General features: G+C 63.6%; 26 protein-coding genes and 4 tRNA genes. 16 read left to right on the plus strand and 14 right to left on the minus strand.

Annotation, left to right across the window (positions count from 1 at the left end; genetic code table 11):
- The first annotated feature begins 121 nt into the window (after positions 1 to 121).
- The gene (locus BMX92_RS03620; RefSeq protein ID WP_143066718.1) at positions 122 to 1,210 is read left to right on the plus strand and encodes a hypothetical protein; all 1,089 of its coding nucleotides are present in this window, start codon (positions 122 to 124) and stop codon (positions 1,208 to 1,210) included.
- 77 nt (positions 1,211 to 1,287) lie between these two features.
- Here the strand turns inward: BMX92_RS03620 and thiE are convergent, their stop codons facing one another.
- Complete coding sequence (thiE, locus tag BMX92_RS03625; RefSeq protein WP_093012032.1) at positions 1,288 to 1,995, minus strand: thiamine phosphate synthase; 708 nt, start codon at positions 1,993 to 1,995, stop codon at positions 1,288 to 1,290.
- Between the two features lie 97 nt (positions 1,996 to 2,092).
- On the opposite strand from thiE, the gene BMX92_RS03630 reads away from it, so the two are divergent.
- Positions 2,093 to 3,220: a DmpA family aminopeptidase gene (locus BMX92_RS03630; RefSeq protein WP_093012034.1), complete on the plus strand. Its 1,128-nt coding sequence runs from the start codon at positions 2,093 to 2,095 to the stop codon at positions 3,218 to 3,220.
- 97 nt (positions 3,221 to 3,317) lie between these two features.
- Here the strand turns inward: BMX92_RS03630 and BMX92_RS03635 are convergent, their stop codons facing one another.
- Positions 3,318 to 3,815, minus strand: a complete 498-nt coding sequence (locus tag BMX92_RS03635; protein WP_093012037.1) for a hypothetical protein — start codon at positions 3,813 to 3,815, stop codon at positions 3,318 to 3,320.
- 1 nt (position 3,816) lies between these two features.
- Positions 3,817 to 4,722: a fructose bisphosphate aldolase gene (locus BMX92_RS03640; RefSeq protein ID WP_093012590.1), complete on the minus strand. Its 906-nt coding sequence runs from the start codon at positions 4,720 to 4,722 to the stop codon at positions 3,817 to 3,819.
- 66 nt (positions 4,723 to 4,788) lie between these two features.
- On the opposite strand from BMX92_RS03640, the gene BMX92_RS26830 reads away from it, so the two are divergent.
- The 3 genes from BMX92_RS26830 to BMX92_RS03650 are packed head-to-tail and all read left to right on the plus strand — an operon-like array spanning position 4,789 to position 6,765.
- Positions 4,789 to 4,995: a hypothetical protein gene (locus tag BMX92_RS26830; protein WP_143066719.1), complete on the plus strand. Its 207-nt coding sequence runs from the start codon at positions 4,789 to 4,791 to the stop codon at positions 4,993 to 4,995.
- Entirely contained in the window at positions 4,992 to 5,495 is a 504-nt protein-coding gene (locus tag BMX92_RS03645) for a TlpA family protein disulfide reductase (protein WP_093012593.1), read from the plus strand. Before BMX92_RS26830 ends, BMX92_RS03645 begins: the two co-directional genes overlap by 4 nt.
- 58 nt (positions 5,496 to 5,553) lie before the next feature.
- Complete coding sequence (locus BMX92_RS03650) at positions 5,554 to 6,765, plus strand: MFS transporter (RefSeq protein WP_093012040.1); 1,212 nt, start codon at positions 5,554 to 5,556, stop codon at positions 6,763 to 6,765.
- Between the two features lie 20 nt (positions 6,766 to 6,785).
- On the opposite strand, the gene pgk is transcribed toward BMX92_RS03650, so the two are convergent.
- The 3 genes from pgk to tkt form a co-directional block, all read right to left on the minus strand.
- Positions 6,786 to 7,988 carry a phosphoglycerate kinase gene (gene pgk / locus BMX92_RS03655; RefSeq protein ID WP_093012043.1) on the minus strand — a complete coding sequence of 401 codons (1,203 nt, stop codon included), beginning with the start codon at positions 7,986 to 7,988 and terminating at the stop codon, positions 6,786 to 6,788.
- Between the two features lie 144 nt (positions 7,989 to 8,132).
- Entirely contained in the window at positions 8,133 to 9,143 is a 1,011-nt protein-coding gene (gap, locus tag BMX92_RS03660) for a type I glyceraldehyde-3-phosphate dehydrogenase (RefSeq protein ID WP_093012046.1), read from the minus strand.
- A gap of 45 nt (positions 9,144 to 9,188) precedes the next feature.
- Positions 9,189 to 11,150, minus strand: a complete 1,962-nt coding sequence (gene tkt, locus BMX92_RS03665) for a transketolase (protein ID WP_093012596.1) — start codon at positions 11,148 to 11,150, stop codon at positions 9,189 to 9,191.
- 169 nt (positions 11,151 to 11,319) lie between these two features.
- Here tkt and BMX92_RS03670 point away from each other — a divergent pair, with 169 nt between their 5' ends.
- The 5 genes from BMX92_RS03670 (at position 11,320) to aqpZ (ending at position 13,993) form a co-directional block, all read left to right on the plus strand.
- Positions 11,320 to 11,547: a hypothetical protein gene (locus BMX92_RS03670; protein ID WP_256213258.1), complete on the plus strand. Its 228-nt coding sequence runs from the start codon at positions 11,320 to 11,322 to the stop codon at positions 11,545 to 11,547.
- Complete coding sequence (locus tag BMX92_RS03675; RefSeq protein ID WP_093012048.1) at positions 11,540 to 11,875, plus strand: cell division protein ZapA; 336 nt, start codon at positions 11,540 to 11,542, stop codon at positions 11,873 to 11,875. Before BMX92_RS03670 ends, BMX92_RS03675 begins: the two co-directional genes overlap by 8 nt.
- A gap of 312 nt (positions 11,876 to 12,187) precedes the next feature.
- Complete coding sequence (locus tag BMX92_RS03680; protein ID WP_093012051.1) at positions 12,188 to 12,781, plus strand: 5-formyltetrahydrofolate cyclo-ligase; 594 nt, start codon at positions 12,188 to 12,190, stop codon at positions 12,779 to 12,781.
- On the plus strand, positions 12,778 to 13,020 hold the full coding sequence (locus BMX92_RS03685) for a DUF2842 domain-containing protein (RefSeq protein WP_093012054.1): 243 nt from the start codon (positions 12,778 to 12,780) through the stop codon (positions 13,018 to 13,020). Before BMX92_RS03680 ends, BMX92_RS03685 begins: the two co-directional genes overlap by 4 nt.
- Before the next feature lie 241 nt (positions 13,021 to 13,261).
- Entirely contained in the window at positions 13,262 to 13,993 is a 732-nt protein-coding gene (gene aqpZ, locus BMX92_RS03690; RefSeq protein WP_093012057.1) for an aquaporin Z, read from the plus strand.
- Between the two features lie 60 nt (positions 13,994 to 14,053).
- On the opposite strand, the gene BMX92_RS03695 is transcribed toward aqpZ, so the two are convergent.
- The 4 genes from BMX92_RS03695 to BMX92_RS03710 all read right to left on the minus strand — a co-directional run bounded on the left by BMX92_RS03695 (position 14,054) and on the right by BMX92_RS03710 (position 15,641).
- A tRNA-Asp gene (locus tag BMX92_RS03695) sits at positions 14,054 to 14,130 on the minus strand.
- 81 nt (positions 14,131 to 14,211) lie between these two features.
- Positions 14,212 to 14,288 (minus strand) — tRNA-Asp (locus tag BMX92_RS03700).
- Positions 14,289 to 14,367: 79 nt separating this feature from the next.
- A tRNA-Asp gene (locus BMX92_RS03705) sits at positions 14,368 to 14,444 on the minus strand.
- 42 nt (positions 14,445 to 14,486) lie between these two features.
- Positions 14,487 to 15,641, minus strand: coding sequence for an AI-2E family transporter (locus BMX92_RS03710; RefSeq protein ID WP_093012059.1), 1,155 nt, complete (start codon positions 15,639 to 15,641; stop codon positions 14,487 to 14,489).
- 164 nt (positions 15,642 to 15,805) lie between these two features.
- Here BMX92_RS03710 and BMX92_RS03715 point away from each other — a divergent pair, with 164 nt between their 5' ends.
- Entirely contained in the window at positions 15,806 to 16,282 is a 477-nt protein-coding gene (locus BMX92_RS03715) for a hypothetical protein (RefSeq protein WP_093012062.1), read from the plus strand.
- A 38-nt stretch (positions 16,283 to 16,320) separates the two neighbouring features.
- On the plus strand, positions 16,321 to 17,064 hold the full coding sequence (locus tag BMX92_RS03720; RefSeq protein ID WP_093012065.1) for a class I SAM-dependent methyltransferase: 744 nt from the start codon (positions 16,321 to 16,323) through the stop codon (positions 17,062 to 17,064).
- 17 nt (positions 17,065 to 17,081) lie between these two features.
- Here the strand turns inward: BMX92_RS03720 and BMX92_RS03725 are convergent, their stop codons facing one another.
- From BMX92_RS03725 to thyA, 4 genes are all read right to left on the minus strand, one after another.
- A complete protein-coding gene (locus tag BMX92_RS03725) occupies positions 17,082 to 18,371 on the minus strand; it encodes a dihydrolipoamide acetyltransferase family protein (protein ID WP_093012068.1) in 1,290 nt (429 codons plus the stop codon).
- Positions 18,372 to 18,465: 94 nt separating this feature from the next.
- Positions 18,466 to 19,470 carry an alpha-ketoacid dehydrogenase subunit beta gene (locus tag BMX92_RS03730; protein WP_093012602.1) on the minus strand — a complete coding sequence of 335 codons (1,005 nt, stop codon included), beginning with the start codon at positions 19,468 to 19,470 and terminating at the stop codon, positions 18,466 to 18,468.
- A 159-nt stretch (positions 19,471 to 19,629) separates the two neighbouring features.
- A complete protein-coding gene (locus tag BMX92_RS03735) occupies positions 19,630 to 20,925 on the minus strand; it encodes a 3-methyl-2-oxobutanoate dehydrogenase (2-methylpropanoyl-transferring) subunit alpha (protein WP_093012071.1) in 1,296 nt (431 codons plus the stop codon).
- 117 nt (positions 20,926 to 21,042) lie between these two features.
- Positions 21,043 to 21,966 (minus strand): thymidylate synthase, encoded by a 924-nt coding sequence (thyA, locus tag BMX92_RS03740; RefSeq protein ID WP_371262279.1) that lies wholly within the window; start codon positions 21,964 to 21,966, stop codon positions 21,043 to 21,045.
- Positions 21,967 to 22,140: 174 nt separating this feature from the next.
- Between thyA and BMX92_RS03745 the strand changes: the two genes are divergently transcribed.
- The 4 genes from BMX92_RS03745 (at position 22,141) to BMX92_RS03760 (ending at position 25,959) form a co-directional block, all read left to right on the plus strand.
- Entirely contained in the window at positions 22,141 to 22,440 is a 300-nt protein-coding gene (locus tag BMX92_RS03745) for a JAB domain-containing protein (protein ID WP_093012074.1), read from the plus strand.
- A gap of 105 nt (positions 22,441 to 22,545) precedes the next feature.
- Positions 22,546 to 22,622: transfer RNA gene (locus tag BMX92_RS03750), tRNA-Pro, on the plus strand.
- 274 nt (positions 22,623 to 22,896) lie between these two features.
- A complete protein-coding gene (locus BMX92_RS03755) occupies positions 22,897 to 24,531 on the plus strand; it encodes a TldD/PmbA family protein (protein ID WP_093012077.1) in 1,635 nt (544 codons plus the stop codon).
- 93 nt (positions 24,532 to 24,624) lie between these two features.
- The gene (locus BMX92_RS03760) at positions 24,625 to 25,959 is read left to right on the plus strand and encodes a TldD/PmbA family protein (protein ID WP_093012080.1); all 1,335 of its coding nucleotides are present in this window, start codon (positions 24,625 to 24,627) and stop codon (positions 25,957 to 25,959) included.
- Positions 25,960 to 26,016 lie beyond the last annotated feature (57 nt).

The raw sequence follows: 26,016 nt of genomic DNA on the forward strand, positions 1-26,016 counted from the left end.
TATATCTTTTCATTTCCGTACGATGTCTGAATATATTCAGACAAAATATATTTTCCTGATCGGCAATTCTGCTATGACTGCGCCGGGTCGCTTTCACTATTCCATATCAGGGGATCGGGATTTGAAACGCACAGCCACCATCATCTTCGCGCTGCTGGGCGGTATCGCCACCGCCCATGCCAATGAGCCTTGCGACGCCCCCGGCAGCATTCGCATGGAGCCATCATCCCGGCTGGATGATTTCGGATTGTTGCCCGGCACCTATGTCCCTATGACTTTGTCCGACGGATCGGTTCGCCTGCCGGTCCAGCGCATCGGCCAGATGATCGCCTATATTCCGTTGGCCGATCTGGACAGCTTCGCCTTTCCCTACACTTTGCTGCCCAACAGCCCGCTACAACTGACCTGCGGCAGCCCGGACAGCACCAATGCGCGGGCCATGACCGAAGCGCTGGATCTGGATTTCGATTTCGACGGCCATGGGCGCAAGGGCGTCACCGCCTCGATCGGCAGTTTCGAGGCCGGAGCGGAGGATGGCGCACGGGCGTCGCTCAGCTATCGCCACGTCGTGCCCCTCAGCGGCCTGGGCGGCGCGCGACTGGCCATTTCCGTACCGCTACATTATGTCCGCGCCAACGATGTGCCGGGCCAGTGGCTCGCCGGACATGGCAGGGCCAGCGCCTGGTCGGCGGGTGTGCGGCTGGGCCTGCAAATCCCGCTTTCACCCAATTGGTGGATCACGCCGGCCATCAGCTACACCGCCATGGATGCGGATCGTCTGCTGGGCGGCGACGGCGAAATGACGACATCATCGCTGTCGACCAACGGGCGCATTACCGGGATTTTGGGCGGCGAAGTGCAACTGGCCGGTCTGGTCGGCTATAGCCGGGCCGTGCGCACCGGTCTTACCGGACAGGATGCGGCCGACTATAGCCGTCAGCGCAATGGCTGGCTGTCCGCCGGCATCGCCTATCAGGCGCCGGTGGGACGCAGCATGGCGCTGCGCGCGGATTACAGCTTCACCCATGGCGGGAAGGACAGCCTGGCCTATGACAATACCCATCGCGCTAGCCTGATGCTCAAATTCCTGCCTGTGTCGGAAAGCGCCCGCGCCGTGAGCATCGGCCTGACCTATGTCCGCGCCGAACATGCCCTGCCGGGCATGGCGGATTATAAGAGCCTGTCGCTGACGGGGAGCATCGCCTTTTAGGGCCATGCGCCATCAACGATGCGGACATTTCACCAACCGGAAGCCGGGGGCCAACGCACCCCGGCCACCCGCTTCCATCAGCGCGGAGGCGGCGCCTTGCTTGCGAGTATCGCTTCAAAAGCCGCGACGCCGGCCTTCGGGCCTTCGGGGTGGTTCCATACCGCGCCGCTGACCGCCAGAAAATCCGCGCCAGCTTCCACCAGCGGGCCGGCATTATCCGGCGTGATGCCGCCGATGGCGACACAAGGCAATTCGAACAAGGTGGTCCACCAGCCCAGAATCGACGGTTCGGCCAGATGGCTGACTTCCTTGGTGGTGGTGGGATAGAAGGCGCCGAACGCGACATAATCGGCCCCGGCCTCGCCCGCTTCCATCGCCATATGGCGGCTGTCATGGCAGGTGATGCCGATCTGGACCTTCGGCCCCAGCAGCTTGCGCGCGGCCTTCGGATCGCCATCGCCCTGCCCCAGATGCACGCCGTCGGCGCCCAGACGGTGCGCCAGCGCGGCGCTGTCATTGATGATGAAGGCGACATCCCGTTCGGCACAGAGCTTTTGCAGCGGGGCGGCGGCCTGCGCGATAGCCTCCTCGTCCAGCCCCTTCAGCCGCAACTGGAAGGCCGCGACCTTGCCGCCATCGAACGCGGCGGCGAGCTGATCGACGAACGTCTCGTCGATCGTCGGCGGGGAGATCAGGTAGAGCTGGCACGCCGGGCGAAAGCCCTGTTCGAACTGGTCGGCAAAATGCGGATCGAGCGCCAGCTCTTCATCGGTAAAGTCGGTCATGCGCGCCTTATAGCCGTTCAGACGCGCACGCCAAGAGCATGGCGGCGGGCCTGCGCGCCTGATAGGGGAAGCCGTTCATAAAATTGGGGAAAGCATCATGCGCCACGCCATCGCCATCCTGTTGCTGTTGTCCGGCGCGCCCGTGTTGGCGAAGGAGGCCAATCGGCCCCGCGCGCGTGAAGCCGGTGTCAGCGTGGGCATCCTGACGCCCGGCCCGCTCAATGCCATTACCGATGTCGCCGGGGTGAAGGTGGGTCAGGTGACGTTGCCGCGCAGTCATGACGTCAATACCGGCGTCACCGCCATCCTGCCCCATGGCGGCAACCTGTTTCAGGACAAGGTGCCGGCCGGCTTCGTCGCCTATAATGCCTTTGGCAAGTTCATGGGATCGACCCAGGTGGCCGAACTGGGCGAGATCGAGACGCCGATCCTGCTGACCAATACGCTGAACGTCGCGGAGGCCGGCGCCGCCTCGGTCGAATGGACGCTGGCGCAGCCGGGCAATGAGGAGGTGCGGTCGGTCAACGCTGTCGTCGGCGAAACCAATGACGGGATGCTGAACGATATTCGCGGGCGCCATGTCACCATCGCCGACGCCCGCCGCGCGATCGAAGTTGCGAAGGCTGGCCCGGTCGAGGAAGGCGTCGTCGGCGCGGGCACGGGCACCGTGGCCTTTGGGTTCAAGGCCGGGATCGGCACGTCGTCGCGCAAGCTGCCGGTGTCGTTGGGCGGCTGGACCGTGGGCGTGCTGGTGCAGGCCAATTATGGCGGCGTGCTGACGATCGCGGGCGTGCCGGTGGGCGTGAAGCTGGGCCAATATGATTATCGCAAGCAGGTGGAGGAGAAGAAAGCGGATGGATCGGTCGTGATCGTGATCGCCACCGATGCGCCGCTGTCCGACCGCAATCTGCGCCGCGTGGCCGAGCGCGCCTTTGGCGGGATCGCGCGGACCGGCTCCAGCTTCTCCAACGGATCGGGCGACTATGCCATCGCCTTTTCCACCAGCCCGGCGGTGCGGCGCACGGCGGCAAAGCGCGATGCCGTCGCGGCGGTAGACGACCTGCCCAATGACCGCATGTCGCCGCTGTTTCAGGCGACCATCGAGGCGACTGAGGAAGCCGTCCTCAACGCCCTGTTCAAGGCGCAGACGGTGGAGGGCCATCGCGGCACGGCGCAGGCGCTGCCGCTGGACAAGGTGTTGCCGATGTTGAAGGAGAGGCGTTAGATTGACGTCTGGACGTCAATCGTCATTGCGAGCGCAGCGAAGCAATCCATGTGGGTGTCAGTGGATTGCTTCGCTGCGCTCGCAATGACGAATTAAATCAAAGGTTTTCAATCACCCGCCTAAACGCCGCCGGGTCATCCAGCCGGTGCGCCAGATAACGGACCGTGCGGCGGCCCATCCTGACCGGCGGGTCCAGCGCGACGACGATATTGGGATGGGCGATCAGCGCGCCGTTGAAGACCCCCGCCGCCTCCAGATCGGCCAGCGTCCAATCGCTGCGCAGACCCGCCAGCTGCGAAAGGGGCACAGTGACGCTGCGCAGATGGCCGACGCGCCAGATAAGCTGGGTCGGGCCGATCCATATAGGGCAGCGTTTGAAGGAGCGGATGAAGCGCAGGAACCAGCCAAGGATGGCAAGGCTGACCAGCGACAGAATCAGCGCCGCGCGGCGGCTCCAGAGCGCCAGCAGCAAATGGACGACCCCGATCTCAATGATCATCAGGCCGACCAACACCCAGAGCATCGGAGCAACCGTCCGATGATAGGAAAAGGCGACGCCGGACCCAGCCTCAGCCGGTCCGGCGCCGTCCGTCATGTCAGGCTGCGACCGGCTGCTTGGCGACCGATGCGCCGTGGATTTCATCGATCGCTTCACCCAGCGAGGCGTTGAATTCATCTTCGGTCATCTGGTGGCGCAGATCGTTCAGCAGCGCGCGGCTGAAGCTGGCGATGATGCCGCGATTCTTGGCCAGTTCGGCGCAGGCTTCGGTGCGACTGAACCCGCCCGACAGCGCCACGACGCGCAGCACCTTGGGATGATCGACCAGCGGGTCGAACAGGCCGGGCTTGGCGGGCAGCGACAATTTGAGCATCACCTGCTCGCCTTCCGGCAGAGCGTCGAGGTTCTTCAGGATTTCCGCCAGCAGGATTGCGTCCGCTTCGGCGCGTTCGGGCGACTTGATATTCACTTCCGGCTCGATGATCGGCATCAGGCCGCCGGCCAGCACCTGGCGGCCGACTTCAAACTGCTGCGCGACGACGGCGGCGATGCCTTCGGCATTGGCGAGGTTCACCACCGAACGCTCCTTGGTGCCGAACACGCCCAGCCCCTTGGCACGGGCCAGCAGCGCGTCGAGGCCCGGATTGGGCTTCATCAACTGAACGCCATTGGCTTCGTCTTCCAGACCCTTGTCGATCTTGATGAAGGGCACGACGCCACGTTCGATCAGCGCCGCCGGGGTCGGCTTGCCGTCGACGGTGCCGTCCATGGTGCGTTCGAACAGGATCGCGCCCAGCACCTTGTCACCGGTGAAGGGCGGCGCGGTGATGACGCGGCTGCGCATCGCATGGATCAGGCCGAACATTTCCTCTTCGCTGCTCCAGGCGCCTTCTTCGATGCCATAGCCCTTGAGCGCCTTGGGCGTAGAGCCACCGCTCTGGTCGAGCGCGGCGATGAAGCCGTTACCGTCCGCGATCTTCTGCTTCATGTCCTGATCCAGCATCTGCACATACCTTCTCTTGTGCGCGCGCCCTTGCACTGGCGCGCGAAAAAATGGGAGTTTCGACAGATGCTCCATCATCTGTCGGCCGGGAGCGACATCCTGATTATGATCGCCGGTCTTCCGGCTGTTAGCCAGTCCCATGCCGCACCGCAAGAAACATCGGCGCAATTTGGGGGCGCGATTTTGGGCGGGAACGGCCTGTTATCGCTGGCATGTCCGATCGGTGATGCTATCGAGAGGGTGGGGTTTATATGGGGGATGATGGCAGCATGAAGATCGGACGGTTTCTGGCCATGACGGCGGCGCTGTCGCTGACCAGCCTTTCGCCTGCGCAGGCGGCGGAAAAGCCCGTCGTGGGCACCACAGCGCCCGCCTTCGAACTCACCCTGATCGACGGGAGCAAGGTCGCGCTGGCGGACCTGAAAGGCCAGGTGGTGGTGCTCAATTTCTGGGCGACATGGTGCGTCCCGTGCCGCAAGGAATTGCCGACGCTGGACGCCTATTATGATGCACAGCAAAAATATGGGCTGAAGGTTTTTGCCATCACCACCGAAGGATCGGTGCCGATCCCCCAGTTGAAGAAGCTGTTCGACGCCATGAAGATGCCGTCGGCCCGGCGGATCAAGGGGCCTTATGGGCCGCTGACCGGCGTGCCGACCAATTTCGTCATCGATCGTGCCGGGGTGCTGCGCTACGCCCAGTCGGGTGCGTTCGATCTGGATGCGCTCAATAGTCTGCTGGTGCCGCTGCTCAAGGAAAAGGCCCCTTCATAAACGGGCAAGCCGACAGCCGGGGTTGAAAGGTTGCGCTTCAGGACCCATTAGGCGGGCCATGTCCAGTAGCATTGCCTCCCCCGCGCCCGCCCCCGGCGTAGACCTGTCCGCCGCCAAGATCCTGCTGATGGCGGTGGCGTGCGGCGTGATCGTCGCCAATCTCTATTATGCGCAGACGCTGATCGACGTGATCGGCCCGGAAATCGGCATGTCAGCCAGCGTGGCCGGGCTGATCACCACCCTGACGCAACTGGGCTATGGATTGGGCCTGTTCCTGATCGTACCGATCGCCGATCTGTTCGAAAATCGCCGGATCATCCTGGGATCGATCTTGCTCACAATCGCGGGTTGCATCGGCATCGCTTTGTCCAGCGGGCCGACCAGCTTCCTGATCGCATCGATCGTTACCGGCATCGGCGCGATCGGCGCGCAGGTGATCGTCCCCCTCGCCTCCCATCTCGCGACGCCCGAGAAACAGGGCCGCGTCGTCGGCACGGTGATGAGCGGCCTGTTGTTCGGGATCATGCTCGCGCGGCCGATCGCCAGTTTTCTGGCCGGATCGGTCGGCTGGCGCGCGACCTTCATCCTGTCGGCCGTTGCCATGGGGATCGTGGCCGTGGCGCTGCTGGCCGCCTGCCCCCGGCGCACGCCCAAGGGCGGCATGCACTATGGCGAGGTGCTGGCATCGACCTTCGCGCAACTGGTGCAGCATCGGGTGGTGCGGATGCGCGCTTTCTATCAGGCGATGATGTTCGCCGCCTTCAACCTGTTCTGGACCGCCGCGCCGCTGGCGCTGATCCACGATTTTCATCTCAGCCACACAGGCGTCGGCGCCTTCGCGCTGGCGGGGGCTGGCGGCGCGCTGATCGCGCCGGTGGCGGGCTGGCTGGCCGATCGCAAGCTGACGCGACCGGCTTCGCTGATCGGCCTTGCGGGCCTGACGATCGGCTTCCTGCTGGCGGACTGGACCGTGGCGGCGGGCAGCCTGGTCGGCTTCACCATCATGGCGGTGCTGATCGACGCGGCGGTGCAGATGAGCCAGATCACCGGGCAGAAGCTGATCTTCTCGCTCGATCCGCATGCGCGCGGGCGGATCAACGCCGCTTATGTGACGGTGATGTTCGTCATCGGTGCGCTGGGATCGGTGATCGGGTCCGCCACATTCGAAGCGGGCGGCTGGTCGGCCAGCGCCATGGCCGGCGCGGCGATCGGCGGCATGGCTACGCTGGGCTTCCTGTTGTTCGACCGGGGCGCCAGCGTCACGCGCTGAACGCCCCGGTTGATTGCAACTTAGACAGTCAGCGCCTTCACGCCCGGCAGTTCCTTGCCTTCCATCCATTCGAGGAAGGCGCCGCCGGCGGTCGAGATGAAGCTGAAATCGCTGCCGACACCGGCATGGTTGAGCGCCGCAACCGTGTCGCCGCCACCGGCCACGGAGGTCAACTGGCCTTCCTTGGTCAGTGCCGCCGCCGTCTTGGCCAGCGCCACCGTCGCGGTGTCGAACGGCGCGATCTCGAACGCGCCAAGCGGGCCGTTCCAGACCAAAGTGCGGCAGTTCTTCAGCGCATCGCCCAGTGCCTCAACAGCGGCGGGGCCGACGTCCAGGATCATCTCGTCCTCGGCCACTTCATGCACGTTGCAGGTGCGCAACGACGGCGGGTTCGCGGCGAATTCCTTCGCAACGACGACGTCATAGGGCAGATGGATGATGCAACCGGCGGCTTCCGCCTTGTCGAAGATGGCTTCGGCGGTTTCGGCCAGATCCTTCTCGCACAGCGACTTGCCGATATCGACGCCGCGGGCATAGAGGAAGGTGTTGGCCATGCCGCCGCCGATGATCAGATGATCGACCTTGGCCACGAGATTGTTGAGCACGTCCAGCTTGGTCGACACCTTGGCGCCGCCCACAACCGCCGCGACCGGCTTCACAGGCTCGCCCAGAGCAGCCTGCAATGCGTCCAGTTCCTTTTCCATCGAACGACCGGCAAAGGCAGGCAGCTTGTGCGCCAGACCTTCGGTCGAGGCATGGGCGCGGTGCGCGGCGGAGAAGGCGTCGTTGACGTACATGTCGCCGATCGCGGCCATGGCTTCCACCAGCACCGGATCGTTCGTTTCCTCGCCGGGATGGAAGCGGGTATTTTCCAAAATGGCGATGTCGCCGGGGCGCATGACCGCGATGCCGTCTACGGCTGCTTCGCCCTGACAGTCGGGGATGAACTGCACTTCGCGGCCCAGCACCTGCGTCAGCGGACGGGTGATCTTCGACAGCGAATATTCCGGGTTCTTCTGCCCCTTGGGGCGGCCGAAATGGGCGAGGATCAGCACCTTGGCGCCGCGATCGGCCAGTTCCAGCACGGTCGGCATCGCCGCGCGCAGGCGGGTGTCGTCGCTGACCGAACCATCCTGCATGGGAACGTTCAGATCTTCACGCACCAGCACGATCTTGCCGGTGATATCACCCATATCGTCGAGCGTCTTGAAGGGCTTGGTCATGTATCTTCCCCTGATCCTAACAAACGTCATCCCAGCGAAGGCTGGGATCTCCCTTCTTTCCCACCGTAGAGGAAGAAAGCGAGATTCCAGCTTTTGCTGGGATGACGAAAAAAGAGGGGCAGGATATCCTGCCCCTCACACATTTTACAGGAACTTCGCGACGACGCCGGTGGTGTCGATCATGCGGTTCGAGAAGCCCCATTCATTGTCGTACCAGCTGAGCACGCGGACCAGCTTGCCATCGACTACGGCGGTTTCCAGGCTGTCGACGGTCGAGCTGCGCGGATCGCCATTATAATCGATCGAGACGAGCGGTTCGTCCGAATAGCCCAGCACGCCCTTGAGCGGACCGGCTTCCGACGCGGCCTTCAGCAGGCTGTTGACCTCATCTTTCGTGGTCGGGCGCTTGGGAATGAACTTGAGGTCCACGACCGAGACGTTCGGGGTCGGCACGCGGATCGACGATCCGTCCAGCTTGCCCTTCAATTCGGGCAGAACCTCACCCACCGCGCGGGCAGCGCCGGTGGAGGTCGGGATCTGCGAGAGGGCGGCGGCACGGGCGCGGCGCATGTCGCTGTGCAGCTGATCCAGCGTATTCTGGTCGTTGGTGTAGCTGTGGATCGTCGTCATGAAGCCGCTTTCGATGCCGATCGCATCGTTCAGCACCTTGGCGAGCGGGGCCAGGCAGTTGGTGGTGCAGCTGGCGTTCGAAATGACGATGTCGTCGGCGGTCAGCGCGTCATGGTTGACGCCGAACACGACGGTGCGATCGACATTGGTGCCGGGCGCGGAAATGATGACGCGCTTGGCGCCGGCGGTCAGATGCGCGCTGGCCTTGTCCTTCGTGGTGAAGATGCCGGTGCATTCCAGAGCGATTTCCACGCCCAGCTCTGCGTGCGGCAGGTTGGCGGGGTCGCGCTCCGCCGTAACCTTGATCTTCTTGCCATCGACGACGAGGAAATCGCCGTCCACGCTGACGTCGCCAGCCCAGTTGCCATGGACGCTATCGCGCTTGAACAGCAGGGCGTTGGACTTGACGGCGCCCAGATCGTTGATGCTGACCAGTTCAAGGTCATGGTCGGTGCGCGACAGGATGGCGCGCGCCACCAGGCGGCCGATACGTCCGAAACCGTTAATTGCTACCTTCGTTGCCACTGCACTAGCCTCCTGGGGTGTTGTTGTTCGGTTCAGTAATCGGGTTCAAAGAGCGGCCGCGATTTGCGGCGCGATCTTGGCGGCGGTCAGGCCGAAATGGTCGTAAAGATCTTCCGCCGGGGCCGACGCGCCGAAGCCGTCGATGCCAAAGCGCAGGCCATCGAGGCCGGTATAGCGTTCCCAGCCGAAGGTCGTACCGGCCTCGATCGACACGCGCAGCACATCGGCGGGCAGGATATCGGCCTTGTACGCCGCGTCCTGCGCATCGAAATGGGCGAAGCTGGGCACCGACACGACATCGACGCCGATGCCCTGTTCTTCCAGCGCCTTGGCGGTGTTGACGGCGATTTCGACTTCCGAACCGGTGGCGAGGATCACCACCTTGCGCGCGGCGGTGGCGGCGACCAGGCGATAGGCGCCCTTGGCCGACAGGTTCTCGCTCTTTTCCGTGCGCAGCTGCGGCAGGTTCTGGCGGGTCAGCGCCAGAACCGACGGGCCGGTCGCATCCTTGAGCGCCAGTTCCCAGCATTCCGCTGTCTCGACGATGTCGGCCGGGCGATAGACGTCCAGATTCGGGATCATGCGCATCGACATGACATGTTCGATCGGCTGGTGGGTCGGGCCGTCTTCGCCCAGACCGATCGAGTCGTGGGTCAGAACATGAATGACGCGCTGCTGCTGAAGCGCGGCAAGGCGGATGCCGCCACGCATATAGTCCGAGAAAACGAGGAAAGTGCCGCCATAGGGGATCACGCCGCCATGCAGCGCCATGCCGTTCATGGCGCAGGCCATGCCGAATTCGCGGATGCCGTAATAGACGTAACGGCCCGAATAATCGTCCTTTGTCAGCGGACCGGTCGACTTGGTCTTGGTGTTGTTGGAACCGGTAAGGTCGGCCGAGCCGCCCAGCGTTTCGGGCAAGAGATCATTGATGGCACCAAGAGCCAGTTCGCTCGCCTTGCGGGTCGCGACCTTCTGCGGATTGGCGATCAGGCTGTCGATATAGGCGTCAAGCGAGAAGTCGGCGGGTAGCTCGCCGGCCATGCGGCGGGTAAATTCCGCGCCCTTGTCGCTGCTTGCCAGGCGATCTTCCCATACAGCGCGAGCATCGCGGCCCTTGGCGCCGATCGCTTTCCAGGCGTCGGCAATGTCAGTCGGGATGACGAAGGGTTCGGCCTTCCAGCCGAGGAATTCGCGGGCGGCGGCGACTTCAGCCTCGCCCAGCGCGGAGCCGTGGACGCCCGACGTGCCGGCCTTGTTCGGCGCGCCATAGCCGATCTTGGTCGCGCAGGCGACGATCGAGGGGCGCGGATCGGCAACGGCTTCGGCCAGCGCGCGGCGGACGTCGGCGACGTCATGGCCGTCGCACGACACGACATGCCAGCCAGTCGCGGCATAGCGGGCCAGCACATCTTCGCTGCTCGACAGGTCGACGGCGCCGTCGATGGTGATCTTGTTATCGTCCCACAACACGTTCAGGCGACCGAGGCCCAGATGGCCGGCCAGACCGATCGCCTCATGGTTGATGCCTTCCATCAGACAGCCGTCGCCCGCGATCACCCAGGTGCGGTGATCGACCAGATCGTCGCCGAACTGTGCGTTCAGATGACGCTCGGCAATCGCCATGCCGACGGCGGTGGCAAGGCCCGAACCCAAGGGACCGGTAGTGGCTTCCACGCCTGCCAGCTCGAAATTCTCCGGGTGACCGGCGCAGGGGCTGTGCAACTGGCGGAAGTTGGCGATATCCTCGATCGTCGGCTTGGCATAGCCGGTCAGGTGCAGCAGCGAATAGATCAGCATCGACCCATGGCCGGCCGACAGGACGAACCGGTCGCGGTCGGCCCATTTGGGCTGAGTCGGATCGAATTTCAGATAATCGCCGAAGAGGACAGTCGCGACATCCGCCATGCCCATCGGCATGCCCGGATGGCCGCTATTGGCGGCCTGCACGGCGTCCATGGAGAGCGCCCGAATGGCGTTGGCGAGCGACTTTTCCGAAACGGTCATCTTGGGCGGGAATCTTTCCTGATCGGGCATAGCGGGAAGACCGCGCGCGCGGTCGATTCGACATCGCGCTCCCTTTGTCGCGTCAAGCCCCATGCGTCAACCGCATGTCGCCGCAACGGCGCGCCATCGGGACCAGTATCGAAGCTGTAAACTGCCCTAAAGACCGCTTTTGCAAGGCCCCGACTTCCGCTATGACTGGCCGATGGCAAGCGACCGCATGATGCAGGCGATCGGCACGCTGGAGCGTGCAGTGACCCGGCTTGAGCAGGATGTCGCCCGTCTCCTGGAGACGCCCGCGACTTCCCCCTCCCCCGCCCTTGACGCTACGGCAGCACGTGCCGCACTCCGATCTCTCGATGAACTGATCGATTCGCTGAACGGACGGACCCATGGCTGAAATAATGCTACAGATCGCCGGACGCCCCTACCCCATACGCTGTCGCGACGGGGAGGAAACGCATATCGCCCATCTGGCGACCATGATCGAACAGAAGGCGCGTCAGGCGCAGCAGTCCACGCCCGGCATGACGGAAGTGCGCACCCTGTTGTTCGCCGCGCTGTTTCTAGCCGACGAACTCAACGATCTGCGGCGCGAAGCGGCGGGCCGGCAGACGCAACTGGCGCTGGATGCCGACGATGAGCCGAGCGCCCGCGCGTTCGAGGCGCTGGCCGCCCGCATAGAAAAGCTGCGCGAGCGACTTGCCGTCAGCGCCTCGGACGCCTAGATTAGGGATGACGGGCACTGCACGACACGAGCTTTAGCGAACATCCCTGAGGCGATAATCAAAATCCAAGGGGGCTGTCCCTGGGCGGGTTCAGGCCCGTTCTACATGGTCCCCACCTGACGTTGAGGCGTCAGAGGATATTCCAGCAAACGACCGAGGCGGTCCCGTCACCCGCTTTTTCCAATAGCAGCGCCCCGATTGCGGTAAGGACATGTTCCTGCGAAAACAGGAGCCTGGGGACGAACGCCCTGCCCTGCATCCGGGCTCCTGCCTTGGCAGGAGCACTCCATTATCAGACCAAGCGGACCATCCATGCGCGACGACCAGCCCGACAAGACCAGCCTGCGCACGATCGCCCGGCAACGGCGGCGCAATTTCGTCGCCACGCTCGATCCGCTGGCGCATCGGCTGGCGTTCAAGGCGGTCCCTTCCCCCCTTGCCCGCCGGATCGCCGATGCGAACATCGTAGCGCTCTATATGGGCATGGACGATGAAGCGCCCGCCCAGCGCATGGCGGCGCAATTGCAGACCATGGGCAAGATCGTGGCGCTGCCGCGCGTGCTCGACCGGCTGGGCAGCATGGATTTCCTGACCTGGCAGCCCGAGGATCAACTCTTCCCCGGCCTGTTCGGCACCAGCCATCCCGAACCGGGCAACGGCCCGGTGGCGCCCGACGTCATCATCGCGCCGCTGGTCGGTTTCGACCGGGCGATGAACCGCCTGGGTCAGGGCGGCGGCTATTATGACCGCGCCTTCGCCCGCTTCCCCGATGCGCTGCGCGTCGGCCTGGCCTGGTCCGCGCAGGAGATCGACGCCCTGCCCGCCGACCCATGGGATCTGCCGCTGGACATCATCATGACCGAGGTCGAACTGATCGAGGGTGAAGGCGAGGACGGGACAGTATGAGCATCGATCCGCGCCACTATCATCAGCCAAGCTGGCGCAAGCCAGTGGGCATGCTGACCATCGTCGGCCTGATCGTCGCATGGGCCGTGCTGGTGGGCAGCCTCTCGGGGCTGATCGGCATGCTGCCGGTGTGGGCGCAGGTGCCGGTCTATGTGGTGCTGGGCATAATCTGGATCTGGATATTGCCACTCAGGCGCCTGCTGGCCTGGATGGAGACCGGGCGCTGGCGGCGCGGATAATATCGTGACAACTCCGCAACGAATGATTATCCATTCGTTGACTTAGCGTAATGGCCTGCCCGTATCCGTCGGGCCGGACCTGCTGATGGACGGAGTGCGACGCCATGCCGATCGCAACATTACTGTCCCGCATGCGCCATAGGCGGCGCATTCCTTCTCCATATTTCCTGTCGGGCGGCGCCACCCCGCACCGGCACATCCCATCTCTGGTGGCATGGCCCCACTGGGACAGGAGACAGTGATGGTTGGATTGGAAAAGAGACTATTCGCCGAAACATTGGGCACATTCTGGCTGGTGTTCGGCGGTTGCGGCAGTGCCGTTCTGGCCGCTGCGTTCCCAGACGTGGGCATCGGCCTGCTGGGCGTCAGCCTGGCCTTTGGATTGACGGTGCTGACCATGGCCTATTCGATCGGCCATATTTCCGGCTGCCACCTCAATCCGGCGGTCACGTTCGGCCTATGGGCCGGCGGCCGCTTCCCGGTGCGGGACATCGCCCCTTATATCGTCGCGCAACTGGTCGGCGCCGTGCTGGCGGCCGCATTGCTGCTTTTCATCGCCAGCGGACAGCCGGGTTTCGCGCTTGCCGCCAATGGGCTGGCGGTGAACGGCTATGACGCCCTGTCGCCCGGCGGCTATTCGCTGGCATCGGGGCTGGCGATCGAACTGGTGCTGACCTTCGGCTTTCTGTCGGTCATTCTGGGCGCGACGGACAGCCGGGCGCCGAGCGGATTCGCGCCGATCGCCATCGGCCTGGCGCTGACCTTGATCCACCTGATCAGCATCCCGGTCACCAACACATCGGTCAATCCGGCGCGCAGCACTGGCCCCGCCCTGCTGGTCGGCGGGCTGGCCCTGCAACAATTATGGCTGTTCTGGATCGCGCCCATCGTCGGCGCACTGGCGGCAGGCGGCGTCTATCGCTGGCTGGCGACCGAACCACTGCCTCCGCCTGTGACCGGCGGCGAAATCTGATTTGAAAAAAGGATGTCGGCGCTTTCATGCGCCGACTCCATCACCCGGTAATCAGGGTGATGGCGCGAGTGACGGGGCTCGAACCCGCGACCTCCGGCGTGACAGGCCGGCACTCTAACCAACTGAGCTACACCCGCGTAGGTGCTGCATCTCATCCGACCATGACGGTCGCCAGACGATGCACGATCTGGGAAAATTCACTTTCCGGTCAAGGAAAGTGGCGCGAGTGACGGGGCTCGAACCCGCGACCTCCGGCGTGACAGGCCGGCACTCTAACCAACTGAGCTACACCCGCGCAGGGTGGCATCTTTCGCAGCCAAGGCCGCCAGACGATGCATATCTTCTACACCATATCCACCTTCCTGCAAGGAAAGTGGCGCGAGTGACGGGGCTCGAACCCGCGACCTCCGGCGTGACAGGCCGGCACTCTAACCAACTGAGCTACACCCGCGTTTGGTGTGGAGCCGCCGTCTATGAGCGTCCTGCGATGCTGTCAACCGTCTGCAACATCGGTTTCATCTTTCTCCGCATTTTCTTTGCGCGGCGCGACCGTCAACGTGCCCTGTTCAAACAGGAAACCGGCAATATCCGGGGTTCCGGCAGCCGACACCACGGTCTGGATGATGATCAGCAGCGGCACCGCCAGCAGCGCGCCCGGCGTTCCCCACACCCATCCCCAGAAGGTCAGCGATACGAGAATCAGCAGCGGGTTCATCGTCAGCCGCCGTCCCAGCAGCAGCGGTGTGACGACATTGGCCTCCACCAGATGAAAACCGACCTGCAAGCCAGCGGGCAGCAATGCGACATAGACATCGTCGAACACCATCAGGCCGCCCAGCCCCAGCAGCACCGCCGCCAGCATGGGCCCGAAATAGGGCACGAAGTTGAGCAGGGCGACGATACCGCCCCACATCAGCGGAGACGGCATGCCGATCAGCCACAGGGCAAGCGCCACCGCCAGCCCCAGACAGATATTGATGGTGGCGATGGTGATGACATAGGCCGAGGTCGCATCGACCACATTCTGGATCACCCGCGCGACAGCCATGGCGCCGTCGAAGCTACCCCGACTGTTGATCGTGCGGCGGCGCAGCTTGGTCCAGCCAGCGAGGAAGAAATAGATGATGAGCAGCGCGAACACCATCTGGATGATCGCCGACGGGGCGGAGGTCGCGGCGAACTGCAACAGCGACCGGGGCGCGTCCACCGCCGCCGTCTGCGCCGCCGCGACCGGGCCGGTCGCCAGCATCTGCACGGTTTCGTCCACGAAGCGCTGGAGACTGGCGTAGAAATCGATCAGCGGCGCCAGGTTCGCCTGAATTTGCGGCAGCCGCTGGGGCAGGATGCGGAACCAGTCGGTCGCCGGCACCACGATCAGCACCAGCGCCGTGTTCGCCACCAGCAGGAAGCCGACCACCGCGATCAGTGCCGACAGGCCGGACGGAATGCCGCGCCGCTCCATCCATTCGAGCAGCGGCACCAGCGCGATCGCGATCACCAGCGCGGCCGTGAGCGGCAGGAAAAACTCCGCCCCCGCCCGTAGCGCAAAGGGCAAGGCCAGTAGCAGGCCTATTCCCGATGTCAGCGCAAGCGACGCCAGCAACCGGTCACGCCGCCGGTTGATCTCCTGCTGGTCATTATTGATCACGCTTGGCTGATTCCCCGTTCGTTCACCCCGATGTGCGCCGGACAGGCAAAGCCGTCAATTTACAAAGCCGTTAACTGCGCCAGCGACACAGGAAACAGGGGCTTAACCAAATATTTGGGCTCAGCGGCTAGGACGGCCGCGGGGACGCAAGAACGGGGAATGGCATGAAGAGGCTGCTTTTCGCGCTGGCTGGCCTGATGGCGGCGCATGTAGCAGAAGCGCAAGCGACAGACGCACAGGCCTTGGTGCGCCTCGACACGCAAATGTATGTGGAGAAGGTCGCCACTGACCTCAACGGACGCCCGCGCCGCACGCTGGAAAGCGCCGACCGCCTCACGCCCGGCGACCGCGTGATCGTGATCCTGCATTGGCGCAATCAGGGCGCGGCACCGATTCGCGATTTCACCGCCACCCGATCCGTCCTGCGCGGCACGACCCCGGACCTGCGCGATCCGGCGGTGCAGGTGTCGATCGACGGTGGCCGGCATTGGGCACGGTTCGACCAGCTATGGCTGCCGACGCAACTGGGCGGCGTGCGCCGGGCCGTGGCGGAGGATGTCACCCATGTCCGCTGGCAATTGCCCGACAACGCCTTTCCCGGCCAGAGCGGACGCCTCAGCTATCGCGCCACCATTCAGTAAGGCTTGAGCCAAGGGCCGACTGCCCCTAAGACCGGGCCATGCCCAAAGACGCAGAGCGCGCCTATCTCGCCAATATGGGTGAGGATGGCCGCGAACATTCGCTCAACAAACCCTTTTCCGATCCCCAGTGCGGCATTCAGTTGGCCTCGATCGGCTTCATCATGTCGCTTCTGCCGCCAGCACCGGCCCGCATATTGGACCTTGGCTGCGGCGGTGGCTGGACCAGCCTGTTCTACGCGCGCCACGGTCATGATGTGACGGGGCAGGATATCGCACCCGACATGATCGACCTGGCGCGGGAAAATGCAACGCTCAATGGCCTGGCCGATCGCGTCCGCTTCCTGTGCAGCGATTTCGAGGGGCTGGAGCAGGTAGGCCATTATGATGCGGCGATCTTCTTCGACGCGCTGCATCATGCCGAGGATGAGGGCGCGGCGATCCGGTCGGCCTGGCGCGCGCTGAAGCCCGGCGGCATCCTGATCACCCATGAACCGGGCGAAGGCCATAGCCAGTCGGCCGAATCGATCGAGGCGATGGCGAAATTCGGCGTCAACGAACGCGACATGCCCCCGCATCTGATCATCGCGCGCGGCAGGGAAGCGGGCTTCACCCGCTTTCGCGTGCTGCCCATGCCCGCTTTGCTCTACAGCACCTTCTATCAGGAGCGGGACTATTCGGGCCGCTGGCTGAGCAAGCGACGCTGGAAGATGATGCAACGCGCGATGCGCATGCTGTTCAACCCGGACCTGAAGGAGGGCGCCGTCGTCGTGATGACGAAATAGGCGCCCCCGCTCCCCTCTCAATCCACGAACAGGAAAGCCGGCGCCTCCAGTCGCTTGCGCACCGCCTGAACGAAGCTGGCCGCGTCCCAGCCATCGACCACGCGATGATCGCAACTGATCGACAGGTTCATCAGCTTGGCGGCGACGACTTCCTTGCCGCGAAAGACGGGGCGCTCGATCACCCGGTTCGGCCCGATGATCGCCACTTCCGGCCGGTTGATGACCGGCGTGGTGGCGATGCCGCCCAATGGCCCCAGCGACGTCAGCGTCAGGGTGGAGCCGGACAGTTCCTCCGACTTCGCCTTGCCGCTGCGGGCGGCGTCGGCCAGACGGCGGATTTCGCTCGCCAATTGCCAGACATTGCGGTCCTGCGCGTCGCGGATCACCGGCACCATCAGCCCGGCATCGGTCTGCGTCGCGAGCCCCAGATGCACCGAACCATGGCGCGTCACCACGCCCGCCTCATCATCATAACGGGCGTTGAGCATCGGAAAATCGGGCAGGCTCTTGCAGATCGCCACGATCAGCAGCGGCAGCATGGTGAGCTTCGGCCGATCGCCACGCCCGGCATTAAGCTGCTCGCGCAGTTCCTCCAGTGCGGTGACATCGATCTCCTCGACATAGGTGAAGTGCGGGATATGCCGTTTCGACGCGGCCATATTCTCGGCGATGCGGCGGCGCATGCCGATGACCTTGACCTGCTCGTCGGCGCGTCGGGCGTTGCGCCCGGCGGGGGTATAACCTTGCCCCGCGCCGTAGAGGAGGAAGGCGTCGAGGTCCGAATGGCGGATATGGTCGCCGGCAGGCTTCACCTGCGCGAGGTCGACGCCAAGGTCCTTCGCCCGCGCACGGACGGCGGGGGAGGCGAGGATTACACTGGGCGGCACCTCACCCCCGTTCGGGCTGAGCCTGTCGAAGCCCTGCACTTCCACTTTGGCATCCGTATCCGAAGCAGAAGGCCCTTCGACAGGCTCAGGGCGAACGGATACAGGGGCAACGTCATCGACGACTGCCCCTTCTGATGCTTCGGGCTGTTTACCCGCCGCGGCTTCAACCGCCCCCTCGCCCTCCGTCTCGATCTCCACCAGCATCGCGCCGATCGACACCTGATCGCCCGGCTCGCCAGCGATGCGCACCACTGTTCCCGCGACCGGGCTTTCCATCTCGACCGTCGCCTTGTCGGTCATCATGTCGGCGATCGGCTGATCTTCCTCGACCCGGTCGCCAACCTTTACGTGCCAGCCGACGATCTCCGCCTGCGCAATGCCTTCACCGATGTCCGGCAGTTTGAATGTGAACAGCGCCATTACATCCTCCCCCGTTCGTGCATGGGCGTAAGAATGATTTCGTAAACGTCGTGCGTGGCACAAACGGAACAGGGAGGTGTAACAACCATAGCCCTCAATCCTTCATGATCTTGGTGATGGCTTCGCGAATCCGCACGGGGCCGGGGAAATAGGCCCATTCCAGACTGTGCGGATAAGGCGTGTCGAAGCCGGTGACGCGCTCGATCGGCGCTTCGAGATGGTAGAAACAGCGCTCCTGCACCTGGGCGAGCAGTTCCGCGCCGAAGCCGGACGTGCGCGTCGCCTCATGCACGATCAGGCAGCGGCCGGTTTTCTTCACCGACGCTTCGATCGTGTCGATGTCCAGCGGCACCAGACTGCGCAGGTCGACAATCTCCGCATCGATGCCCATCTCGGCAACCGTATTTTCGACCACATGAACCATCGTGCCATAGCAGAGGATGGTCAGCGCCTCCCCCGCCCGCGCGATCCGCGCGGTGCCCAGCGGGATGCGATAATAGCCGGTCGGCACCTGCGCATCCGCATGCCCGGCCCAACTGGTCGCGGGCGTATCATAATGGCCGTCGAACGGGCCGTTATAGATGCGCTTGGGTTCGAAGAAGAGCGTGGGATCATTATCCTCGATCGCGGCGATCAGCAGGCCCTTGGCGTCATAGGGGGTGGACGGGATCACCGTCTTGATCCCCGAACAATGGGTGAAGATGCCCTCGGGCGACTGGCTGTGCGTCTGGCCGCCGAAGATGCCGCCACCAAAGGGCGACCGCACCGTCATCGGAGCGATGAACTCGCCTGCCGAGCGATAGCGCAGCCGCGCCGCTTCCGACACAAGCTGGTCGAGCGCGGGATAGATATAGTCGGCAAACTGGATTTCCGGCACCGGCCGCAGACCATAGGCGCCTATGCCCACCGCCACGCCGATGATCCCGCATTCGGTGATCGGCGTATCGAACACGCGGTTCTTGCCATATTTCTGCTGGAGGCCCGCCGTCGCGCGGAACACGCCGCCGAAAAAGCCGACATCCTCGCCCATCACGACCACATCGGGATCGCGTGCCATCATCACGTCCATGGCGCTGTTGATCGCCTGGATCATGTTCATCTGGGTGGTTTCGGCGACAGCCTCGATCACATCATCAGTCATGACGCGACACCTCTCGATCCGTTCGCCCTGAGCCTGTCGAAGGGCTGTTTTTTTCTTCAAGGAAGTAAAGGGCTTCGACAGGCTCAGCCCGAACGGCGTTAGGGTTTCTTCTGAAACTCACAGTCCCGCCGCCTTCCATTCGTCCAGCATCTGTTGCTGCTGTTCCTTCAGATGCCGGGGCATTTCCTCGAACACATCCTCGAACATACTTTCCATCGGATGATGCAGGCCATGGCCCAATATGCCGTTCTTCTCCGCCTCCCGCGCAGCGTCACGGACCAGTTCGGCCAGTTCCTTGTCCATCGCGGCGTGGCGTTCCTCGTCCCAGATGCCCAGGCCGATGCAATGCGCCTTCAACCGCGCGATCGGGTCGCCCAGCGGCCACAGGCTACTTTCCTCGGCGGAGCGATAGGCGGTGGGATCGTCCGACGTGCTGTGCCCCTCTACCCGATAGGTGAAATGCTCGATCAGCGTCGGCCCGGCATTGGCGCGCGCCCGGTCGGCGGCCCAGCGGGTCGCGGCATAGACCGCCAGCACATCATTGCCGTCGACCCGCAGGCCGGCAATGCCATAGCCGATCGCCCGCGCCGCAAAGGTCGTGGATTCAGCTCCCGCAAAACCTGAAAAGCTGCTGATAGCCCATTGGTTATTCACCACATTCATGATGACCGGCGCGCGATAGACGCTGGCGAAGGTGCAGGCCGAATGGAAATCGCCCTCCGCCGTCGAACCTTCGCCGCACCATGTCGCGGCGATCCGGGTGTCGCCCTTGGCCGCGCTCGCCATCGCCCAGCCGACCGCCTGGGGATATTGGGTGGTGAGGTTGCCGGAGATGGAGAAGAAGCCCGCCTCCCGCGCCGAATACATGATCGGCAATTGACGGCCCTTCAGCCGGTCGCCCTTGTTGGAATAAATCTGGTTCATCATGTCGATGATGGGCCAGTCGCGGGCGATCAAAACGCCCTGCTGGCGATAGCTGGGGAAGCACATGTCATCGCGGGACAGCGCCAGCGCCGCGCCGATCGACACCGCCTCTTCCCCGGTCGACTTCATATAGAAGCTGGTCTTGCCCTGCCGCTGCGCCCGGAACATCCGTCCGTCGAACGCACGGGTCAGCGCCATATATCGCAGCATCTTCAGCAGCGTTTCGGCCGACAAGCGGGGGTTCCACGGGCCGACCGCCTGGCCATCCTCATCCAGCACCCGCACCAGCCCATAGGCCATGTCGCGCATGTCGGCGGGCTGCGCCGCTTCATCCGGGCGGGGCTGCGCACCAGCGGCGGGAATATCGAAATGGGTGAAGTCGGCCGCTTCTCCCGGCCGCGCCGGCGGCTCTGGCACATGTAGCTTCAGCGGGGGCAGATTGCGCCCCGCCTGTCCTTCCAAGCCCGCGATTCCATCGGGATCGCTCATCCTGCCTCCTATGGTGCATTGCAATAATATTGCTTAGCGCAGATATTATATTTCAACGCTCCACAAGGCAAGCCTTGCTGTCCCAAATTTCCCTCTACTGTCTCCGTCGCTGTCCGATCAGACGGCGACGGGCGCGGAAATATGGGCCTGCGGCGCATAATCGAGCATGTCGAAATCCTCTATCCGATAGTCGAAAATGGATGAGGGTCGCCGATTGATCCGCAATTTCGGCGCGCCCGACGGATTTCTCGACATCTGTTCCTCCACCAGCGCGGCATGGTTGAGGTAGAGGTGCACGTCGCCGCCCTGCCAGACCACCTCGCCCGGCTCCAGATCGCATTGCTGCGCCAGCATCCGCGTGATCATCGACAGGCCGAAAATATTGAAGGCGAAACCCAGACCCAGGTCGCAACTGCGCTGGAACAACAGGCCGTTGAGCTTTCCGTTCGACACCTGAAACTGATAGGTCATGTGGCAGGGCGGCAGCGCCATTTGCGGCACTTCGGCCACGTTCCAGCCCGTGAACAGCAGGCGGCGCGACCCCGGCGTGGCGCGAATCGCCTCGACCAGTTCGGCGATCTGGTTGCGGCCCTTTTCCGCCTTGCGATACAGGCCGTCGCCAACCGGTTCATAGAGCGGCCAGTTCACCCATTGCGCGCCATAGACCGGCCCCAGATTGCCCCAGCGCGCCGCGAAATCATCATCCGCCACGATCCGCATCTCGAATGTATCGCGATCCAGATCCTCCCCGGTCGCGCGGCGATAAGCGTCGAGCGGCCAGTCCGTCCAGATATGCACGCCCTGCCGCACCAGTTCGCGGATATTGGTGTCGCCGGTCAGGAACCACAGCATCTCGCGCGCCGCGACCTTCCAGTAGACGCGCTTGGTCGTGAGCAGCGGCACCGCATCATCGGCCAGCGAAAAGCGCATCGTCGCGCCGAGGATCGAGCGGGTGCCGACGCCGGTACGGTCGACCCGCTCGTCGCCATGGCGCCAGATATGCCGCATGAGATCGAGATACTGGTCTTCATAATGGGGCATAGAGTCGGTCAAGGCGCGATCCTGCGGTCGTGAGTCTGGTTGCCCCCGGCTGTAGCCCAGCGCGGCGGGCACGCCAATCTTGGCGTCATTTCGGATCGATCCCTTCCGCCTTTGCGCCATAATGGCGCCTTCTGTCTCTCGCCGTCAGCCTGCCCGCTCCGCAAGATTTCCTCCATGAACAGGGACTTCAGGCTGATGCTGGCGATACTCGATGCGGACTGGCGTCCCTGCGGGTTGCTGCCCTTTCATCAGGAATGGGGCATAGTGATGCGGCATCTGCTGGAATCGGAACGCAACTGGATCGCCATGCTGCAACGGCGCCGGTCGACCGCCTGCCCTCTGCCCGATTCCCGCGACATCGCCCTGACCCGCACCCTTGCCCGCAGCCTGCGGCCGCTCGACCTGCGACTGGCCGACCATGTGATAGAGGCCGGAAATGCGCGCTTCAGCTTCCGCGCTGCGGGGCTTTTGTAATGACTGCAAAAAAATCGTCATTGCCCGCTTGCCAGCCCGGAAAGCCCCCTCTATAGGCCCACTCCTGCCTTACGGGGCCGCCCACAAAGCGGCTTCGGCATCGGTCGGGGAATAGCTCAGCCTGGTAGAGCACTGTCTTCGGGAGGCAGGGGCCGGAGGTTCGAATCCTCTTTCCCCGACCAACTTTCTTCACAGGAAGAAGCGAATTATCAGCGGGATGGCATAGCCATCACCGCCGATTTTTTGCGTCTGCGCTCCGTCCAACCGATGCAATTTTTCGACAGATGACATTTGTCGAAACTATGCGGGTCACTTCTTGTGCATCCGTAAAAGATGTTTGACCCCGCCTGTTCGGGTCGCGATGATCCCCTCCATCACACCGGTCCGGCCCCAGCGCCGTCACCCAATCACAATCCGACCCGCACCATGCGGGCATAGTCAGGCAGGAGACTTACCTTGCATAGACGCGATTTTCTGGCCTTTGGGGCCATGGGCATGGGTGGCTTCGTCCTCCCCTCCATGTTCGGCAGGGTCATCGCCGCCGAGGAACTGAACAGCGCCATCGACGTGGCGGTGAAGAAGAGCCTGGCCGACACCGCGATGACCGCCGCCAAGAGCGTGGGCGCATCCTATTGCGACGTGCGCGTCGGACGCTACCTGCGCCAGTTCGTCATCACCCGCGAACGCAATGTCGAAAATATCGTCAACACCGAATCGAGCGGCGTCGGCATCCGCGTGATCGCCAATGGCGCCTGGGGCTTCGCCGCCACCAATGAGATGACCGCCGACGCCGTGGCCAAGGCCGCGCAACAGGCCGTCGCCATCGCCAAGGCCAATGCCCCGACCCAGAGCGCACCGGTGCAGCTTGCCCCGACCAGGGGCGTGGGCGAAGTCAGTTGGAAGACGCCGATCGTCAAGAACGCCATGGACGTGCCGATCAAGGACAAGGTCGCGCTGCTGATGGACGTCAACGCCGCCGCCATGGATGCGGGCGCGGACTTCATCAATTCCATCCTGTTCCTGGTCAACGAGCAGAAATATTTCGCCAGCACCGACGGCAGCTATATCGATCAGGACGTGCACCGCATCTGGGCGCCGACCACCATCACGGCGGTCGACAAGACCAGCGGCAAGTTCCGCACCCGTGAAGGCCTGTCTGCGCCGATGGGTCTTGGCTATGAATATCTGGACGGCGCCGTGTCAGGCAAGACCGTGCTGCCCAATGGCGTGGTCGTCTACGGCAACAGCTATGACATGAAGGAAGACGCGATCGCCGCCGCCAAGCAGGCGCGCGCCAAGCTGAAGGCGCCTTCGGTCAAGCCAGGCAAATATGATCTGGTGCTCGACCCGTCGCACACCTGGCTCACCATCCATGAATCGGTCGGCCATCCGCTCGAACTGGACCGCGTGCTGGGCTATGAGGCGAACTATGCCGGCACCAGCTTCGCCACGATGGACAAGCTGGAAAGCCATTTCCAATATGGCAGCCCCAATGTGAACATCGTCGCCGACAAGACGCAGGTCGGCAGCCTGGGCGCGGTCGCCTATGACGATGAAGGCATCAAGACCAAGAAGTGGGATCTGATCCGAGATGGCAAGCTCGTCGGCTATCAGGCGATCCGCGATCAGGCCCATATCGAGGGCAAGAAGGAATCGGACGGCTGTGCCTATTCCGACAGCTGGTCCAATGTGCAGTTCCAGCGCATGGCCAACGTCTCGCTGGAGCCGGGCAAGGCGAAGAAGAGCGTCGCGGACATGATCGCGGGTGTCGAGGACGGCATCTACATCATCGGCGACGGCAGCTTCTCGATCGACCAGCAGCGCTACAACGCGCAGTTCGGCGGCCAGCTCTTCTACGAGATCAAGCAGGGCAAGATCACCCAGCAGATCGAGGATGTCGCCTACCAGATCCGTACCCCGGAATTCTGGAACGCCTGCACCGGCGTCTGCGACAGCAGCGATTATCGTCTGGGCGGCTCCTTCTTCGACGGCAAGGGCCAGCCGGCCCAGGTCTCCGCCGTGTCGCACGGGTCATCGACCGCGCGCTTCAACGGCATCAACGTCATCAACACCGCGCGTTCGCTCGGCTGACGCTGCAATTTTGATTGGAACCTGATTCACGCTCCCGGTGGAAACGCAAAGCGCTTCCACCTGAAACGATCAGGCTCCTAGGGAGACAAGATAATGAGCATCCTCACCGAAGCGCAGTCCAAGGCGATCCTGACGAAGGTCGTCGCGCTCTCCAAGGCGGACGAATGCACCGCCCAACTCACCGGCAAGATCCAGGGCAATGTCCGTTTCGCCCGCAACGACGTGTCGACCGCAGGCCTGACCGACGATATCGAACTCGCCGTGCAGGTCGCTTTCGGCAAGAAGGTCGGCACCGCCACCATCAACCAGTTTGACGACGCCTCGCTGGAGCGGGTCGTGCGCCGGGCCGAAACGCTGGCGCAACTGGCGCCCGACAATCCGGAATTCATGCCCGCCGTCGACAAGCAGGCGTACAAGCCCAGCCCGACATTTGCCCAGTCGACCGCCGACATAACCCCGGCTTACCGTGCGCAGGTCGCCAAGACCTCGATCGACGCCTGCAAGGCGCAGAAGCTGATCGCGGCCGGCTATCTGGAGGATAATCAGAGCTTCACCGCGATCGCCAACAGCAAGGGCAATTTCGGTTATCAGCGCTCGACCATGCTGGATTACACCTGCACCGTCCGTACCGAAGATGGCCGGGGTTCCGGCTGGGTCGGCACCGACACGCAGGACGCCACCCGCTTCAAGGCGGACAGCGACATCCAGATCGCCATGCGCAAGGCGTCGGCCTCGTCCGAAGCCAAGGCGCTGGAGCCGGGCAAATATACGGTGATCCTGGAGCCGATGGCGGCTGCGGGCCTGATCGGCTTCATGTTCTACTTCTTCGGCGCGCGCGAGGCCGATGAAGGCCGCAGCTTCCTGTCGAAGAAGGGCGGCGGCAACAAGCTGGGCGAACAGGTGTTCGGCCCGCAGGTCAATTTCTACACCGATCCCTGGGACCCGGTCGCCCCCTGCGAGCCGTGGGACGACGATGGCCTCGCCCGCCAGCGCATGGACATGGTGAAGGCCGGCAAGATCGTGAACCTGAACTATAGCCGTTACTGGGCACAGAAACAGGGCAAGCCTGCCGCCGGCCAGATGGGCAATATCCTGATGACGGGCGGCGACAAGTCGACCGCCGACCTCGTCCGCTCCACTGAGCGCGGCGTGCTCGTCACCCGCACCTGGTACATCCGCATGGTCGATCCGCAGACCGTGCTGCTCACCGGCCTGACTCGCGACGGCACCTTCTATATCGAGAACGGGCAGATCAAATATCCGATCAAGAATTTCCGGTTCAACGAAAGTCCGGTCATCATGCTCAACAATGTGGAAGAGCTGGGCAAGCCGGTCCGCGTGCCGCCGGACGAAGTGTCGATGAACATCGTCGTGCCGCCGATGAAGCTGCGCGACTTCACCTTCACTTCGCTGTCGGACGCGGTGTGACGACAGGGCCTGCCATGACCAATCTGTCCCCCGGCGAAGGCCGGGGTCCAGTTCCTC

The organism is Sphingobium sp. YR768, assembly GCF_900111125.1.
GTDB lineage: Bacteria > Pseudomonadota > Alphaproteobacteria > Sphingomonadales > Sphingomonadaceae > Sphingobium.